The organism is Rhodoflexus caldus, assembly GCF_021206925.1.
Classification (GTDB): Bacteria; Bacteroidota; Bacteroidia; order Cytophagales; family Thermoflexibacteraceae; genus Rhodoflexus; species Rhodoflexus caldus.
The window spans coordinates 77,294-92,706 of the sequence record NZ_JAJPRF010000013.1 but is presented as its reverse complement, the minus strand read 5'-3'; the positions used below and the strand labels follow the sequence as shown (position 1 = coordinate 92,706).

Annotated in this window: 13 protein-coding genes; 6 read left to right on the top strand and 7 right to left on the bottom strand. The window is 46.9% G+C overall.

Annotated features, from left to right (window positions below; translation table 11 throughout):
- The first annotated feature begins 242 nt into the window (after positions 1 to 242).
- The 4 genes from NDK19_RS13410 to NDK19_RS13395 all read left to right on the top strand — a co-directional run bounded on the left by NDK19_RS13410 (position 243) and on the right by NDK19_RS13395 (position 6,112).
- Positions 243 to 887, top strand: a complete 645-nt coding sequence (locus NDK19_RS13410; RefSeq protein WP_250632405.1) for a NeuD/PglB/VioB family sugar acetyltransferase — start codon at positions 243 to 245, stop codon at positions 885 to 887.
- Between the two features lie 321 nt (positions 888 to 1,208).
- Positions 1,209 to 2,369, top strand: coding sequence for a DegT/DnrJ/EryC1/StrS family aminotransferase (locus tag NDK19_RS13405; protein ID WP_250632404.1), 1,161 nt, complete (start codon positions 1,209 to 1,211; stop codon positions 2,367 to 2,369).
- A gap of 538 nt (positions 2,370 to 2,907) precedes the next feature.
- Positions 2,908 to 4,851 (top strand): polysaccharide biosynthesis protein, encoded by a 1,944-nt coding sequence (locus NDK19_RS13400; protein ID WP_250632403.1) that lies wholly within the window; start codon positions 2,908 to 2,910, stop codon positions 4,849 to 4,851.
- Positions 4,844 to 6,112 carry a nucleotide sugar dehydrogenase gene (locus NDK19_RS13395; protein WP_250632402.1) on the top strand — a complete coding sequence of 423 codons (1,269 nt, stop codon included), beginning with the start codon at positions 4,844 to 4,846 and terminating at the stop codon, positions 6,110 to 6,112. Before NDK19_RS13400 ends, NDK19_RS13395 begins: the two co-directional genes overlap by 8 nt.
- Before the next feature lie 299 nt (positions 6,113 to 6,411).
- Here NDK19_RS13395 and NDK19_RS13390 read toward each other — a convergent pair whose 3' ends face one another.
- The 3 genes from NDK19_RS13390 to NDK19_RS13380 form a co-directional block, all read right to left on the bottom strand.
- Positions 6,412 to 7,197, bottom strand: a complete 786-nt coding sequence (locus NDK19_RS13390) for an MIP/aquaporin family protein (RefSeq protein ID WP_250632401.1) — start codon at positions 7,195 to 7,197, stop codon at positions 6,412 to 6,414.
- A gap of 189 nt (positions 7,198 to 7,386) precedes the next feature.
- Positions 7,387 to 7,812, bottom strand: a complete 426-nt coding sequence (locus tag NDK19_RS13385) for an eL24 family ribosomal protein (protein ID WP_250632400.1) — start codon at positions 7,810 to 7,812, stop codon at positions 7,387 to 7,389.
- 173 nt (positions 7,813 to 7,985) lie between these two features.
- A complete protein-coding gene (locus NDK19_RS13380; protein WP_250632399.1) occupies positions 7,986 to 9,113 on the bottom strand; it encodes a hypothetical protein in 1,128 nt (375 codons plus the stop codon).
- Between the two features lie 209 nt (positions 9,114 to 9,322).
- Here NDK19_RS13380 and NDK19_RS13375 point away from each other — a divergent pair, with 209 nt between their 5' ends.
- Positions 9,323 to 10,042 (top strand): S24 family peptidase, encoded by a 720-nt coding sequence (locus tag NDK19_RS13375; protein WP_250632398.1) that lies wholly within the window; start codon positions 9,323 to 9,325, stop codon positions 10,040 to 10,042.
- Positions 10,043 to 10,133: 91 nt separating this feature from the next.
- Here the strand turns inward: NDK19_RS13375 and NDK19_RS13370 are convergent, their stop codons facing one another.
- The 3 genes from NDK19_RS13370 to NDK19_RS13360 form a co-directional block, all read right to left on the bottom strand.
- Positions 10,134 to 10,475, bottom strand: a complete 342-nt coding sequence (locus NDK19_RS13370) for a helix-turn-helix domain-containing protein (RefSeq protein WP_250632397.1) — start codon at positions 10,473 to 10,475, stop codon at positions 10,134 to 10,136.
- Positions 10,476 to 10,540: 65 nt separating this feature from the next.
- A complete protein-coding gene (locus NDK19_RS13365; protein WP_250632409.1) occupies positions 10,541 to 11,608 on the bottom strand; it encodes an ABC transporter permease in 1,068 nt (355 codons plus the stop codon).
- A gap of 1 nt (position 11,609) precedes the next feature.
- Entirely contained in the window at positions 11,610 to 13,058 is a 1,449-nt protein-coding gene (locus tag NDK19_RS13360; protein WP_250632396.1) for a glycosyltransferase family 39 protein, read from the bottom strand.
- 92 nt (positions 13,059 to 13,150) lie between these two features.
- Here NDK19_RS13360 and NDK19_RS13355 point away from each other — a divergent pair, with 92 nt between their 5' ends.
- Positions 13,151 to 14,293 (top strand): endonuclease/exonuclease/phosphatase family protein, encoded by a 1,143-nt coding sequence (locus tag NDK19_RS13355; protein ID WP_250632395.1) that lies wholly within the window; start codon positions 13,151 to 13,153, stop codon positions 14,291 to 14,293.
- Here NDK19_RS13355 and NDK19_RS13350 read toward each other — a convergent pair.
- On the bottom strand, positions 14,280 to 15,377 hold the full coding sequence (locus tag NDK19_RS13350) for an acyltransferase family protein (protein WP_250632394.1): 1,098 nt from the start codon (positions 15,375 to 15,377) through the stop codon (positions 14,280 to 14,282). The genes NDK19_RS13355 and NDK19_RS13350 overlap by 14 nt on opposite strands.
- Positions 15,378 to 15,413: the final 36 nt, after the last annotated feature.

Sequence of the window (15,413 nt, the reverse complement as noted above, 5' to 3'; positions counted from 1 at the left end):
GTTCGGGACTTTTGCCCGGTCGCTGCTTAAAGACTACTTTGCCCATGCACTTATATACTGCTTGCAAAGCAAAGATAATCAATTAATTAGAGGCTATCCAGACTTTTTGGACAGCCTCTTCGTGTTATATTCGCATCGTAAAAATGCGATTCAAAGATGCGCATTTTGCGCTGACGTTTCATTTTGTTTTTTATTCAAAAATTGCTGATTATCAAGCAATTAGTAAACAGTTTGCATTATTTATGAAACCATTAGTCATCATCGGGGCGGGTAATGTCGGCGGGTTTTTAGCCTATAACCTTGACCTTTTCGCACAGCCTTACCGCATCATCGGCTTTTTGGACGACGACAAGCAGAAAATCGGGCGGCGGATATTCGGCTATGAAGTGCTGGGCACTTCCGACCAAATCGCCGATTTTGCCCCCTTAGGAACTGCCGTTGCCGTAGGCATAGCCTCACCGACTATCCGCAGGAAAATATGCGAAAAAATTGCAGCGGGCGGGTATGATTTTCCTGCTTTTGTGTCAAAAAACGCGTGGCTTTCGCACGGGGTAAGCGTTGGCAAAGGCAGCATCATCTACCCGGGCGTGTCGGTCAATCACGAAACCTTCATTGGCGACTTTGTCATCATGAACATGAATTGCGCCATCGGGCATAATTGCACTATTTCGTCGTTCAGCACCTTAGCCCCGGGGGTAAACTTTGCAGGCTTTACCTACGTGGAAGAATGTGTGGACGTGGGCATCGGGGTTGCCACGCGGCAGCATGCCCGCATAGGGCAGGGCGCTGTTATTGGCGGGCAAAGTATGGTTGTAAGTAATATTCCACCTTTTACAAAAGCATATGGCGTACCTGCCAGAGTACAGGGTTGGCTACATACTGCGTAATTATTCCTTTTATTGTTATTTATAGTTTTTCCTTTCATTATTATATGTACGTAATTTTTTAATGCTTTTTTATTTATATAAAATCTAATCCAAGCACTTGAAAATACTGATAAAAAACGCAGCATACCATAAGGTGTGCTTTTTTTATGCTCATTTACAGTAGGCTGTTCGCAGACTCTACTCAAAAATTCGGCTGTTTTTTTTAAAATTTTTAATGTAATATTTATTATTATTTTGCGCATATTTCAAACCTTTTATATATTGCAATAGCTAAGTTATACTTGCTGCTACTTGTACCATTATATATAGAACTACAACTTTATGCAAACTTCGACTTCCGGCCAATCAAGGATTTGGCTCTCTTCGCCGCATATGGGCGAGCACGAACGCCGTTATGTTAATCAGGCATTCGACGAAAACTGGATAGCCCCGCTGGGACCTCATGTGGATGGCTTTGAACACGATTTACAGAATTATACGGGTGCGGCTCACGTTGCAGCGCTCAGCTCGGGAACGGCAGCCATTCATCTGGCACTCATTCTGTTGGGTGTAGGCCAAGGCGATGAGGTTATTTGCCAATCAATGACTTTTTGCGGCACATCTAACCCGATAGTTTATTTGGGTGCATCGCCTGTTTTTGTGGACAGTGAATCCGACACATGGAATATGAGTCCCGTGCATCTTCGTGCCGCTATTAAAGACCGCCTGCGTCGTGGTAAAAAACCCAAAGCTATTATCTATGTGCATTTGTACGGGATGCCCGCACAAGCCGACGAAATACTGGCCATTGCCCGCGAGTATGACATCCCTCTGATAGAAGATGCGGCAGAAGCCTTGGGCAGCGTTTATTACGGGCGGCCATGTGGCACGCTTGGCGATATGAGTATTTTTTCATTTAACGGCAATAAAATTATTACCACTTCGGGCGGCGGGGCGCTGCTTTCCAACAACAAAGAATGGATAGAAAAAGCCCGATTCTTGGCCACACAGGCGCGAGATGCTGCACCACACTATCAGCACACGCAGATTGGCTACAATTATCGGATGAGTAACGTCTGCGCGGCTATTGGCAGAGGTCAGATAGAAGTTCTTGACCAACGGGTAGCACAGCGGCGCGCCAATCATGATTTTTATGAGTCATGGTTGGGCAGGTGGCCGGGTGTATCGTTCCTGCGCGAACCAAAAGGGGTGCTGGCCAATCGTTGGCTTTCCTGTATTCTGATAGACCCCGAGGAGGCAGGCTTTACCCGTGAGGATATGCGCTTGGCACTGGCGGCAGATAACATAGAATCGCGTCCGCTTTGGAAGCCGATGCACCTGCAACCCATTTATGCTGACTGTCCTTTCTATGGCGACGGTACCTCGGAGTTCCTGTTTGAACGGGGCTTGTGCTTACCTTCCGGCTCTAATCTTACGCCTGAAGACCGCGCCAGAATTCGCGAAGCGGCAGAAAGCGTAAAAACCAATGCGGTGTGGATATAGCAGCCGGCTAAAGCACATGCAAAACAGAGTTTAGCATACCCTTCCCGATTTATCAATAGTTACCTATTCATACGGTCTGTAAGGGGTATGCTGTAACTACCTCAAAATTAAGTTGTCTTAGTTATTCGGTTGTGAAAGTGTCGTCCGAAAAAATTCGGACGTGGTGGGCTTTTGTATCCAAAAAAAGAATGCAAATCAATCGTTTTTTATAAAATATCAACAATAGTAATCCTTTCTAAAAAGTATTTAATAGATAAAATTTTGCTAAAAATTGAACAAATATTACATTAATTTTATTTGCTTAATTGCTTTTTAATATAGCTTATGGATAAGACATGGTATTGTATAATTACGATAGTTATTGCTCATATTATCTATAAAAGTGCTGTTTTAACTATTTTAGATGTGGTTTTGTAGGACGTGGATTCTAAATAGTGTTGTATTTTTTTAATAAAGATAAAAAAATGATAAAAATTTTCAATTTGAAATCTATTTATATCTTTATATAGCCATTTATAATACATTAAATTTTTTATGTATGGAAAATGTTAAAAAGTTGCTTAATCGTGCATTCATGCATCAAATGCCGATAGCATCCATCGATTTATTTCTGTCTGTTTTCGCCTTCGTGGCAGCCGTTGCATTGCGGTTCAATATGGAGGTGAGAAGCGATATAGTAGAAGCAATCCCTGCTACTTTGTTAGTGATTGTTATTGCCAGAGGTATTGCGTTTTATTATTTTAAAACGTACTCAGGTATTATCAGATATGCCGGTGTACACGATGTTATGCGCATCTTTTCTGCCTTAGTGGTAAGCGATGCCATCATTGTGATGGTGTATTACGCAAGCATAGTACCTCAGATGAGCCACGCTTATTCTTTTTCGATAGCCGTTATTTGTGCAATACTTACGCTTGTATTGATGCTGGCTTATCGGTTTGGGCTGGTCATATTTTATCGGTATGTGAAGCCGGAGCAACAAGTGTCGCAGCAAAGAAAGGTTAATGTGGTGATATGCGGGGCAAGCAATTGGGCACTTGCCACTAAGCGCACCATGGAAAATGATGCATTGTTTAACTATCGTATCGTGGCATTTTTTGATGAAGACCCTACGACTACCTATAAGTTGCTGGATGGCATCCGTGTAATCAGCAACCATGAGCAACTTGACCAGATTATCCAAAAATACGGCGTGCACAAAGTGGTGATTGCGCAAAACACACTGACAGGTAAGTATCAGGCTTTTGCGGACTATTGCCTGCAAATGGGTTTGGAGGTGCTGAAAATTCCTCCGGTTCACTTGTGGTCGGGTGGCAGTTTTCAGGTAAAACAATTGCAGCAAATCAACATTGAAGACTTGTTGGAACGCGACCCGATAGTATTGAACAGCAGGCACATCATGCAATTTGTGAAAGGTCGCAAAGTGCTTGTTACGGGTGCTGCCGGCTCCATCGGGCGCGAACTTGTCCGCCAAATAGCCCATCTGAACCCTGTACAACTCATTATTCTGGATAAGGCCGAGTCGCCGCTGCACGAGTTGCATCTGGCCATTCAGGAAGAGGTATTTTTTGATGATGTTGTACCTGTATTGGCCAACATAGCGTCCTTGCCCAGAATGGAGGAAGTTTTTATGCAATACAAACCCGACATTGTCTATCATGCCGCCGCATACAAGCACGTGCCCATGCTGGAAGCACACCCGTGTGAGGCAGTAAAAAACAATATTATTGGAACTAAAATAGTGGCAGACCTTGCCGTAAAGTATCAGGCAGAGCGTTTTGTAATGGTTTCTACCGACAAGGCAGTGAATCCGACCAATGTGATGGGGGCATCTAAGCGCATGGCAGAGATTTATGTGCAGGCGCTCAACCGAAGCATCATGAACACGAATACGCAATTCATTATTACGCGTTTCGGCAACGTATTGGGCTCAGACGGTTCCGTAATTCCGCGATTTAAGAAGCAGATAGAGGCAGGCGGCCCCGTTACCGTAACATCGCCCAAAATTACCCGCTATTTTATGACCATCCCCGAGGCTTGTCAATTAATATTAGAAGCAAGCACAATGGGTGCTGCCGGACAAATTTTTATATTTGACATGGGTAAGCCCGTGAAAATTGTTGATTTGGCGAAAAAAATGATTCGTTTGGCAGGCTATGAACCTGATAAAGATATCGCCATCCATTTTACGGGATTGCGCCCCGGCGAAAAACTGATAGAAGAACTGCTGACCGATTCGGAAGGGCTAACTAGGACCTATCATCCTAAAATTATGATTGGTCAAGATAAGTTGAGCTATACGTACAACACCGTCAGTGCCTACATGGAAGCATTCCGAAATGCGCTGGAAAAAAGGGACAGTATGGAAATGGTGCGCATTATGAAGAAAGCTATCCCCGAATATATCAGCAACAACTCTGTTTATCAGAAATTGGATAAAGAGAAAATTTTAATCCCTGTTAATACAGTTTCCCATGCTTAACAACCCTAACACACAAACAATTGCCGTTATTGGACTTGGTTATGTAGGTTTACCATTGGCCGTTGAATTTGGCAAACAACAACCCGTTATTGGTTTTGACATCAATGAAAACAGAATTCAACAACTTAAAAACGGAATCGACCACACATTAGAAGTAGATTCGGACAGCTTGCGTGCCGCTACCCACATTCGCTATACCAGCGACCCTGCCGAGCTCCGCAATGCTACGATTTTCATCGTTACCGTGCCTACACCGGTAGATGAATACAAACAACCGGATTTAAGGCCGATTATTTCGGCAAGCACGACGGTCGGGAAAGCCCTTAAAAAAGGCGACATCGTGATTTACGAATCTACCGTTTATCCGGGATGTACCGAGGAAGACTGTGTGCCGATTTTGGAAAAGCAAAGCGGCCTGAAGTTCAATCAGGACTTTTTCTGCGGCTATTCGCCCGAGCGAATCAACCCCGGCGACAAGGAACACACCATCCGCAAAATCAAAAAGGTAGTCAGCGGCAGTACGCCGGAGGCTGCCCAAACAATTCAGGCATTGTATGCCTCCATTATTGATGCAGGCACACATTTAGCACCCTCTATTAAGGTGGCAGAAGCCTCCAAAGTTATTGAAAATGCCCAGCGCGATATCAATATTGCCTTTGTGAACGAGCTGGCACTTATTTTTGACCGAATGGGTATTGATACGAAGGAAGTACTCACCAGTGCTCGCACGAAGTGGAATTTTCTGCCCTTTTCGCCCGGTTTGGTGGGGGGGCACTGCATCGGCGTTGACCCGTACTACCTCACACACAAGGCAGAAAGCATCGGCTATCACCCGCAGGTTATTTTGTCGGGCAGGCGCATCAACGACAACATGGGCACCTTTATCGCCCAAAAGGTAGTGAAGCTGATGATTCACAAAAGCACCAATATTAAAACCGCAAGAGTGCTCGTATTAGGCATTACTTTCAAAGAAAACTGCCCCGATATCAGAAACTCCAAAGTGATTGACGTTATCCGCGAATTGAAGGAATTCGGTACACACGTGGATGTATATGACCCGTGGGCAAGCCCCGAGGAAGTTCGCCACGAATACGGCATTGACTTGCTGCCGAGCATTGGCGGCACCTACGATGCAGTTATTCTTGCCGTGGCACACAAAGAGTTCAAAGACTTGGAGCTCAACTCATTGAAGCACGAAAAGACAGTGATTTACGATGTGAAGGGCTTCTACGATAAATCGCAGGTAACGGCGAGATTGTAGGGGAGGGGGTGTTTCAAGAATAACTTCTTTAAATGCTTTAAGGTTTCGTGCTCAACCCTATCAAAGCCGGGGAGTTTTTTCATAAGAGTTTTTTTAACCCGGCTTTAGGGTAGCTTTTCATCCAAGTTTTGCAGTTATACTCAAACTTGACAGGTTTTCAAAACCTGTCAAGTTTAAATAGTTGTTTTTCAACAACTTACAAAAAGCATTTTGCAAACCACTTGCGCTTTTGTATAAACCCTTGCTTTTGGCATTTGGCGTCAAATGCGGGCGTATAATACGAGCGTTTTTTGCATCAGCTAATCCTTAAAAACATTCCAAACGAAGAGAAGCACAACAGGAATAATACTGATGTAAAAAAGTGTTCCTGCCGAATTGCCTTTAACAACTACGTCAAAAAACTGTGCAGCAGCCGTTCCGCCAAGAACAGGCCCTGCAACGGGTATCCAAGCATAACCCCAATTGCTGCTGCCTTTGTCGGGAATGGGGAGCAGAAAATGCGCCAGCCTTGGGGCTAAGTCGCGGAAGGGGTTGATGGCATAGCCCGTAGTGCCTCCCAGCGCCAATCCGATGAGGACAACCAATAAGCCTACCAGCAGCGGATTGATACCATCGGCAAGTTGGTTTGCACCGATGCCCATAATGCCTAATACAAGCACGAACGTGCCGATAATTTCACTCAGCAGGTTGTTCAGCGGTTTGTTGATAGCCGGAGAGGTAGCAAATACGGCCAGCTTTGTGTCTTTGTCTGCGGTGGCGGCAAAGTGCGGACGGAAATAGGCAAAAGTAAGGGCAGCCCCCAAAAAAGCACCGATAAACTGCGCCAGCAGGTAGGTCGGCACGTCTGCCGTCGGGAATGCACCTGTGGAGGCCATTGCCAACGTTACGGCGGGGTTCAAATGCGCACCGCTGATGCGCCCTACTACATAAACGGCCATTGCGACTGCCAGCCCCCAAGCCAGCGTAATAACTATCCAGCCGCCGTTTTGCGACTTGGTGCGAGCCAGTGCTACATTGGCAACAACACCGTTGCCGAAAAGAATCAAGAGGAATGTACCGAGCAATTCGGCTGTAAATGGTGTCATGAAAGGTTTGGGTTGTGCCCCTGAATTAAATAAAAAAACCTGATAGATGCTATCAGGCTTTTTCTTATCCCCAAAATTTAACGTGTGAAATGAATCAAACTATGTTAAAACCTCACAACGTTAAGCTTTGTTCAAAGTAACCATGATTAAAATGCTTTGGAGGCCATCTGACGGCTGTGCGGCGTTGTATCAGCTTGCCAGATAGAACAGATTACCGGCCACTCTGCGAAATTTGCCGAGTTCTTCCTGAAAAACAGCATTTTGCGCTTTGGCTTCTGCCAATTCCACAAGGGTTTTTTCCAACAGCGCCAACAGTTGCTCGGGTGTAGCATCTTTGGCAAAGGCTGCCACTTCTGCACTTGGTTTCAGGGGCATTACGGGCTGTGCCTGCATTACGGCTGCTTCGGGCTGTGCTTTTTTGGCTCCGCTGCGGCGCGCAGTAGCAAGGTGCGAAACTGTCAGGCGGGTTTGCTGCTGCAATCGCACCGACTGGTTAAAGCTGCTGCGGCAGGTATTGGAGCAAAACTGCTGCTCGGCACTGGTAACGTACTGAATCTGCTTGCCGCAGTGCCGGCAACTCAATTGAGGCGCAAGGATGGATTTTGTGGTTTTCATGGTAATCTGCACTGTTTGGTTTTGCAAATAACGGCTTTATTCGCCTGATTGGTTTCGTGTAAAATCAAGTTCATTAAAAGATACAATTGCACAAATCGGGATTTGACTGACAATTAGCCACATCTGATTTTTGACTGAAAAGGAGCTTCCCAAAAATTTTCAAAGCATGCTTTTCAGCCCACGTTTACCCACTCCATGATGCCTTTGGTGTCGTACTCGTCGCGTTTCATTTCAAAGGCAACACCTGTTGTTGCTGAGCTTGCATTGCCGGCTTTGTTCTTATTGGCTTCGTTGCGGCACTCTTCCGAACAATATTTGGCAGCCTTGCTTTTTTTCATGCTCTGTGCACCGCAATGTTGGCAAGTAATCAAGTAGCCGCTTGCGGGTTTGTTTGTTGCGGGTTTGCGGTCGGTTGCCCCCTCGCGTGGTTTATCCACTTTCAGCAATACCTCGCGGCGTTCGGCAAACTGCACGGCGGGCTGCTTTTCTTCCGGCTCTACCTGTACCTGCGGGCGAACCACCCGTGGCGTAGGCTTCAATTGGGCATATTTGGTATGTGAGTGCTCGTCCGCATCGGGTTGGGGCGGCACTGGCGGGCGATATTCCGGCTGTGGTGTTGGCTCGTAAGAAGGCTCATACATAGGCGGTACGTAGTTTTCGGGTTGGCGGTATATGGTGCGCTGCACAGGTTCGCGGCGGAACTCATCCACTTCGCCTATTCCGTACTTACCTCTGGGAACGTCGCGCGGCGGCTGTGTTTTTGCCTGCGGGGCATGGCGTTGTGCATAGTTGTGCGGGTACTGCTCTTGCACCTGATAGCGCGGCGGGTTGCTGTAATTGCCGCCCGACTGGCGGGCAGGCTTTCTGTGGCGGCGCTCGTACTCCTCCATTTCGTCAAATGTTGCTTCGTTGTCGTGCGTAATCTGGTGCGTGCTGTAAGCTACCAACAAAGGAAGCATACCCGACAGAATCAAAATTACGAAGTGAATTTCGTTCATCTCGTCCCAATTCCAAGAAAGATTCATGCGGCTGTACACGGCAAAAGAGATAACGCAGGTCAGCAGCGCCAAAAACCATGAGAGCGCAACTTGGCGGCGAATACCGAAAATAACAATGCACAACAGCAAAAAGGCACTGAGGAAAATCGCCGGAATGTGGTTGAAAGCTCCCCAGTCGGGGCGATACTGCAGCATGAATTTAACGAACATGCTTTGGAAATTGCTGAACTCAACTCCTAAACCAATCAGTAAGATTAGCGAGAGGCCGAGATTTCTTCTGAGTTTTACATAAAGCTCGTTCATGGCTCTGTTCAATAATTATAGTAATCAATTAATCAGTTACGGGGCAATCCGGTTTGTAAAGAACTGTAATTCAGAAATTTTCTTGGTTACAATCTTTACTTATTGAATTTCATTGTTTATGTTTGCATTAATTATTGAACAAAGATAAAACACTTTTCTGGAAACAATCAATAGTTATTGAAAAATATTTTATTTAATTATTGAAACTTATGGAAACCACCGTCGGACAACGCATTACCCTGCTGATAGACCACTACTGCGGGGGCAGCGAAAAGCGATTCGCCGAATCGCTCGGGGTAAGCCCTGCCGTTATTAATAATTACACCAACGGCAAACAGCAGAGCAAACCCGGTTTTGATATGCTGCACAAAATCTGCACAACCTATCCGCAAGTACAAATAGAGTGGCTGATTAGCGGATACGGAGAAATGCTTAAGCAGACAATGGAGGAAAAATCGGCAGCTGCGGCAGCTAACATGCGCAGCATCCCGTTGTTGGATGTAAAAGCGGCCGCCAATGGCAAAGGCGGCTATTTGCCCGAAAGCTCCTACATTGCTTCGGAAGAAGTCATCCATTTGCCGCACCATTTGGTGCGGGGTGGCAGGCACATTGCCGTAACTGTTCGCGGCGACAGTATGTCTCCTACTTTACAACACGGCGATATTATTATTTGCAAGGAAATTGAGCGCCATCGTTGGCAGGAGTTGCCACAACAAGAGGTTTGTTTGGTAGAAAGCGAAGAAAACGGCTTGCAGGTAAAACGCATTGAAAACCGACTGCCGCAAGAGGGGCTGATTACCTGCCTGAGCGACAACTCCGAACATGCCCCCTTCCAACTCTCGCATGAACAAATCAGGCAGGTTTGGCAGGTTTGCTGGCGACTTTCCGGCTATCTGGAGCCTCCTGCCACGTTGCGGGCTATTGCGTAGGTATACATTAAACCCCGATAGAATCAGCTGTCTATCGGGGTTTAATATGCTTATTTTCAATCATTTATATCTTACAAAGAAAATATACACCTCAATTCTCTTCATCGCTGTTGCTTTTTTTACGACGCTTTGGCGCACGCTTTTTGGTAATCAGTCCGATGTCTTGCAGTTTGCGCCCTAAGGGATCTTCGGTAACACCGGCCAGCCAGTTTTTTTCTAACCCCATAACGAATAGCACTTGTATGTAGGCACCAATGGCAACCGTAGGGGTTCCCTTTTCAATTTGCCACAAGGTAGAACGACTGATACCTGCCCGCTCGGCAAGCAAGGTTGTGCTGATTTTACGCCGCAGCTGTGCCAGACGGATAGATTCTCCAAACTGTTCTAATACTCGCTTTGCAGTAGGTAATAATATGACTGCCTGAGATTTCATAATGTTTGATATATAAAACAAAAATACAAAAAATGTTTGATATATTAAACACTATCAACCATTCTCTACTGCCATTTATAAATCCGCAGGGCAACGGCAAAAAGCAGGCTGCCCAGCCCGAAAAGTACCGCTGCGGGCAGAGCTACCTGTGCCACGCCGTAGCCTTCGTTGAAAACGCTGCGGAGGTTATCGGCCAGCAAGGTGAGCGGCAACCACTTGATAAATGCAACCAATGGCTCGGGGAAGCCTTGATAGCTGAAAAACACACCCGAAACAACGGTCATGGGCAAGGTGATGGCATTAATGAGGCCATTGGCAATGTTGGTTTTGGCCGTTCGGCTCGACATTAGGAAGGCCAATCCCGAAAAAGCCCACGTACCTGCCAACACCAGCAGCAGAAAAGCCGACCACGCCCCTTGTACAATTACCCCAAAAAAGGCATAGGCAAAACCGATGAGCAGCCCCAATTCTAACGCCAGCAGCAGAAGGCGCGTAATCATTTGCGCCAGCAAAAAATCTGTTTTGCGCATGGGAGTTGCCGCCATGCGTCGCAGCAATTTCTTCATGCGGTATTCTATCAGCGACCAACCGATGCCCCAGATGCAAGAGTTCATGATGCTCATGGCCAGCAAGCCGGGGATGAGAAAATCTATGTAGCGATAACCTTGGGTAGTAACAGGGGCTATGCGCAGCGGGGATGCGTTCAACTGTTGTTTCAGTATCGTATTTTCCAGTACGTTAAATGCCTGTGCGGCTTCGCTGTTGGCGGGGTCAAAGTGGAAGGCGAAAGTGCCGCTGCTGTCTTTGCCTACAAACAACAGAATTTCGCCGCGCTTGATAGCGGTTTGCCCTGCCTGCCTGCTCATTTGGCGGATGGTAAATTTTGATTGCGGCGCTTGCCGTACGGTTTGCAGAAAAGGCGGCATTTCGCCTGCTTCTATACCAATGGCATAGGTGGGCTCGCTGCGGTTGCTGAAACCCAGCCCCAGTGCGCCTGCCAAGCCTAGTGGAAAAACCAATGTCCAGAAAAGCGCGCCGGGCTCGCGCCAGAACTGCCGCAATTCGGTTAATATCAGTTGCCGGAGTGCCATAAAATTTGTGCTGATTGCCAATAGCTTAGGGTTGCCGCCCATTTTATTCAAACAAGTACAGTTCGGTTCCCGTGGCTTTTTGCATAAGTTTTCCTTCTTTGTAAGACCCCAATAATTCCCGTGTGTAAAGGTCTTCCTTGTTCAGTATGTGGCTGAACAGCACCCAAATACGGCGCGATTCGGCAATTGGCAGTTGGGAAACATCCTGAGCAATGCCTCGCAATGGGTTGTTGCGGTCAAAATTGCCGTAAATTACGCGGCCCGGCAGTTTTGCAAACCCGATGGTCTCATAGTATCTGGCCGCATTGCCGCCGCCGTAATAGATGTATAACACATCATCCGCACGGGCATTTTGTTCGTAGTAGCGCAAAAGCGGTTTAATTTCTTCGTTTTCTATCGGCTTAAAGATGTGCAGGGTTGCCAGTGCAACAGGTTGTATGAAAACAAGCAACACCAACAACAGCGTAAGGGCAGGATGATTCAATCGCTTGATGATGGCAACAATGCCCATTCCCGTTAAAAGGGCTGTGGGTGGGGTGAGGAATAACAGCAGGCGACTGCTGAAAGGATAAATTTTCAATACGGAAGCAACAATTATCAGCGGCAGGGGCAGCAGCAATGCCATTACCCAATACCTTTTTTGTTCCCACAGCAATATAACCCCTGCCAGTACGATAAATATCAGCAACCAGCCGATGCTATTGATACCCAGCGTGCTGTAAAATAATTGCTGAGGAATATTTAGCCATGCCTCCAGTTCTGCCTTTCCGTGAGGGGGCACAGGCAGAAAGGCCTCTTTCCAGTAGTCCTGCATGGCAGCCCGATTAGTATCTTTTGCCAAAATGAACACGTACTGTATGCCCAGGCTCATCAACCATCCCCCTCCGACAGCGGCAAGCGGCAGCAAGTCCGCAGGTTTGCGTTGCAACTGCCACTGCCAAAGCTGATAAAACCCTATGCCGGCCAGCACAAAAATCAGCGGATGGCTGAACCATAAACCCACTGCACCCGCCAGCAATACGGCTGCTGCCTTCCGCCAACTTTGCAACAGGTCGGCTTTTAAGCCAAGCAATAAGCATAGCATGACCCAAAAAACATCGCTGCTGTATTGTTTAAACTCACCCGCATAGTACGAAAGGCGAAACGAACAGGCAAACAATACTATTACAGCCAACTGTTCGGCAGCAGAAGCCGACAAACTTTTCAGCAGTTGCCAAAGCAGCAGCAAGGCCAACAGGCTTGCCAAAAACGGCCACAAACGCAAGCCCCATTCCGTATATCCTTGCCAACTGCCCGCCAGCTTGCTCACCCAAAGAAATGCAGGCGGCGCCATTTGCTGATAATCCAGCGTTTGCAGCAACTGCTCATAGTTGCGGTTGATAATGTTCAATGCAAGCATGGCTTCATCTAACCACAAACTTTTATTGTGAAAATACTGCCTGAACCTTACAATTACTCCAATCAGTATAAAAAAGGCAGATAGGCGCTTCAAAAGTTTATCGGATGTTTTTTGTAGCATTTCAATAATGGCAAAGTTATATTTTAATATCAAACCTTACATTGCTAAATTGCGTAAAACAATTCATGCAAACGCTCACACAAATTCTGTCTGTTCAAATTCCCCCGTCAAAAAAAAGCAATTTTTTGATATGGTTGCGCCGCCTGTGGTGGTTTGCAACAATTATACTTTTTGCCACAACAATTGTTGCCCTGTATGCCAATCGTTTTTCGCCGGCAGTGTATCCGATTGCTTCGCTGCTGACGTTAATGCTTATTCCTCTGACAGTTGTTAATGGCATGTGGTTGTTGCTTTCTGCCTTGCAACGCAGCCATGCCGCATGGTTTCCCGCCATTGCCTTGTTGTGGACAGGCGGCATGTACGGCCATATATTTTGGCAGCCGGGCGTTCCTCCGGTTTACCATGCGGCAGATGAAGCAAAGGCCATCCGTGTGATTTCCTTTAATGCGGGGCATTTCTACAACAGGTCGCTGTATTCCGATGCGTACTTTGACAAGCAGGCCAACCGCGAAGCTCTGCAAAGCAAGGAATGGATAGCCGGTAAACAGGCCGACATTAAGTGCATACAGGAGTTTTTTGATGACCCCCAATCTGAAATTTTTAATGCCCGGAAAACTATTTCGCACAACATGCCCTATGTGGCTTTTCCCGACCCCGAAGAGCGCCACGGCGGGCTGATTTTTTTCGGATTGATTATTTTTTCAAAATATCCGATTGTTAATCAGGGAGTTGTCATTAAAGACTCAAACCGAAACATCGCCATTTTTGCCGATGTCAATATTGGCTCGGATACGCTGCGGGTAGTAAATGCGCACCTGACCTCTAATCAGTTTTTTGTACATGAGTTTACGCGCTGGCATTTTCGCCGCTACTTTCAGCGCGCCATTGAACGGGCGGAACAAGCCGACAGTCTGGCGCGTTTTCTTGCACGCTCGCCCTATCCGACAATTTTGTGCAGCGACTTGAACGAAATAGGTTTGAGTTATGCCTATCGCAAACTGACACAAGAAGGTTTTACCGATGCTTTTTGTGAAGCAGGCAGCGGATGGGGCACTACTTTCCGTTACAGTCGTCGGTTAGCACCCATTCGCATTGACTATCTGCTGACAAACGACAGGCTGAAGCCCGTATATTATCAAACGCATCCCTCGTTTACACCCAACGAACACAATCCCGTGGAAGCACATTACAGGCTTAGTGCCCCTTGAAGCGAAGCAATGGCGACTCAAAAAATCGGAAGCTGAGCCATGCTACGCCGTACACCAATGTAAAATAGACCGCAAACAGGGCAATACTGAACCATAAATCCATGGGCTCGGGAGGCAACAATTTGGCTATTACGCCCAAAACTGCCCAATGATACAGATATACCCCATAGGAAACCTGCCCAACCCGCAGCATGACGGGCTGTGTGAAGAAGGTATTTTTTTGCGGCAAACGCATCAGCAAGGCAAGCAAGGCGGCAAAAGTGAAGTTCAGGAGTGTATAAGACCATACGTGCTGCCCGTTAGACAGTCCTCCTGTCGGGAAGCCGATAGCCGTAGGGTGCATAGGTACTTCGGAAAAGTAGTAATTGGCTAAACCTGCGGCAAGCAGCCCCCCCAACAATACCCAAAACCGCTCTGCTGCCTTCGGATGTTGCGGCCATTGAAAAAGGTAAACGGCCGCTCCCGTACCAAAAGCATCAAAATGGCTGAAAGTGAACCAGTAAACCGCTTCGCCCGCTGCCTCATCGGGCAAATGGTTGCGCAGATACATGGCCAGCAACCAGCGAATCGCCGGACAAAGCAGCCACAAGCTCACTATAATGCGTTTGAGCCACTTTTCAGACGAAAAATAGACAATAAATGGCCAGAGGAGGTAGAATTGCTCTTCTACGCAAAGCGACCAAAGGTGAGTCATCATCGGGCTGTGCTGCCAGTCGGCAAACAAGCGGGAGTAGTTGTAGGTATAGGTAAACAGCGACAGCGCATAGCGGTCAAAAGTATCGGGCTCGCCAATGAGCAGAAACAGCGCCGCCATTGCAAACAGGTAGGCAAAGTACACGGGAAAAATGCGCAGGGTTCGCCGCCAATAAAATCGTTTCAGGTAGCTGCCGAGCGGCTTTTGCTTTTCATGCAACAGGATGCGGGTAATCAGAAAGCCCGAGAGTACAAAAAACAGTTGTACGCCTACCCAACCGCAATCCAGCCCAAAACTGCCGAAAGGATATTGGTGAAAGTGAAACAACATCACTAACAATACTGCCAGCGCACGGGTGCCGTCTAATGCAGGAATGTAGGTTTGATTCATTGGCCAGTCGTAAAAATCGGCAGTAATAACGGAAAC

What these genes read in the sequence shown, in the direction of transcription:
- NDK19_RS13405 (WP_250632404.1), top strand. Translation starts at nt 1,209, where the DNA reads ATGCAAACTTCGACTTCCGGCCAATCAAGGATTTGGCTCTCTTCGCCG.
- NDK19_RS13370 (WP_250632397.1), bottom strand. Translation starts at nt 10,475, where the DNA reads ATGAAATCTCAGGCAGTCATATTATTACCTACTGCAAAGCGAGTATTA.
- NDK19_RS13385 (WP_250632400.1), bottom strand. Translation starts at nt 7,812, where the DNA reads ATGAAAACCACAAAATCCATCCTTGCGCCTCAATTGAGTTGCCGGCAC.
- NDK19_RS13400 (WP_250632403.1), top strand. Translation starts at nt 2,908, where the DNA reads ATGGAAAATGTTAAAAAGTTGCTTAATCGTGCATTCATGCATCAAATG.
- NDK19_RS13395 (WP_250632402.1), top strand. Translation starts at nt 4,844, where the DNA reads ATGCTTAACAACCCTAACACACAAACAATTGCCGTTATTGGACTTGGT.
- NDK19_RS13380 (WP_250632399.1), bottom strand. Translation starts at nt 9,113, where the DNA reads ATGAACGAGCTTTATGTAAAACTCAGAAGAAATCTCGGCCTCTCGCTA.
- NDK19_RS13390 (WP_250632401.1), bottom strand. Translation starts at nt 7,197, where the DNA reads ATGACACCATTTACAGCCGAATTGCTCGGTACATTCCTCTTGATTCTT.
- NDK19_RS13350 (WP_250632394.1), bottom strand. Translation starts at nt 15,377, where the DNA reads ATGAATCAAACCTACATTCCTGCATTAGACGGCACCCGTGCGCTGGCA.
- NDK19_RS13365 (WP_250632409.1), bottom strand. Translation starts at nt 11,608, where the DNA reads ATGGGCGGCAACCCTAAGCTATTGGCAATCAGCACAAATTTTATGGCA.
- NDK19_RS13375 (WP_250632398.1), top strand. Translation starts at nt 9,323, where the DNA reads ATGGAAACCACCGTCGGACAACGCATTACCCTGCTGATAGACCACTAC.
- NDK19_RS13410 (WP_250632405.1), top strand. Translation starts at nt 243, where the DNA reads ATGAAACCATTAGTCATCATCGGGGCGGGTAATGTCGGCGGGTTTTTA.
- NDK19_RS13355 (WP_250632395.1), top strand. Translation starts at nt 13,151, where the DNA reads ATGCAAACGCTCACACAAATTCTGTCTGTTCAAATTCCCCCGTCAAAA.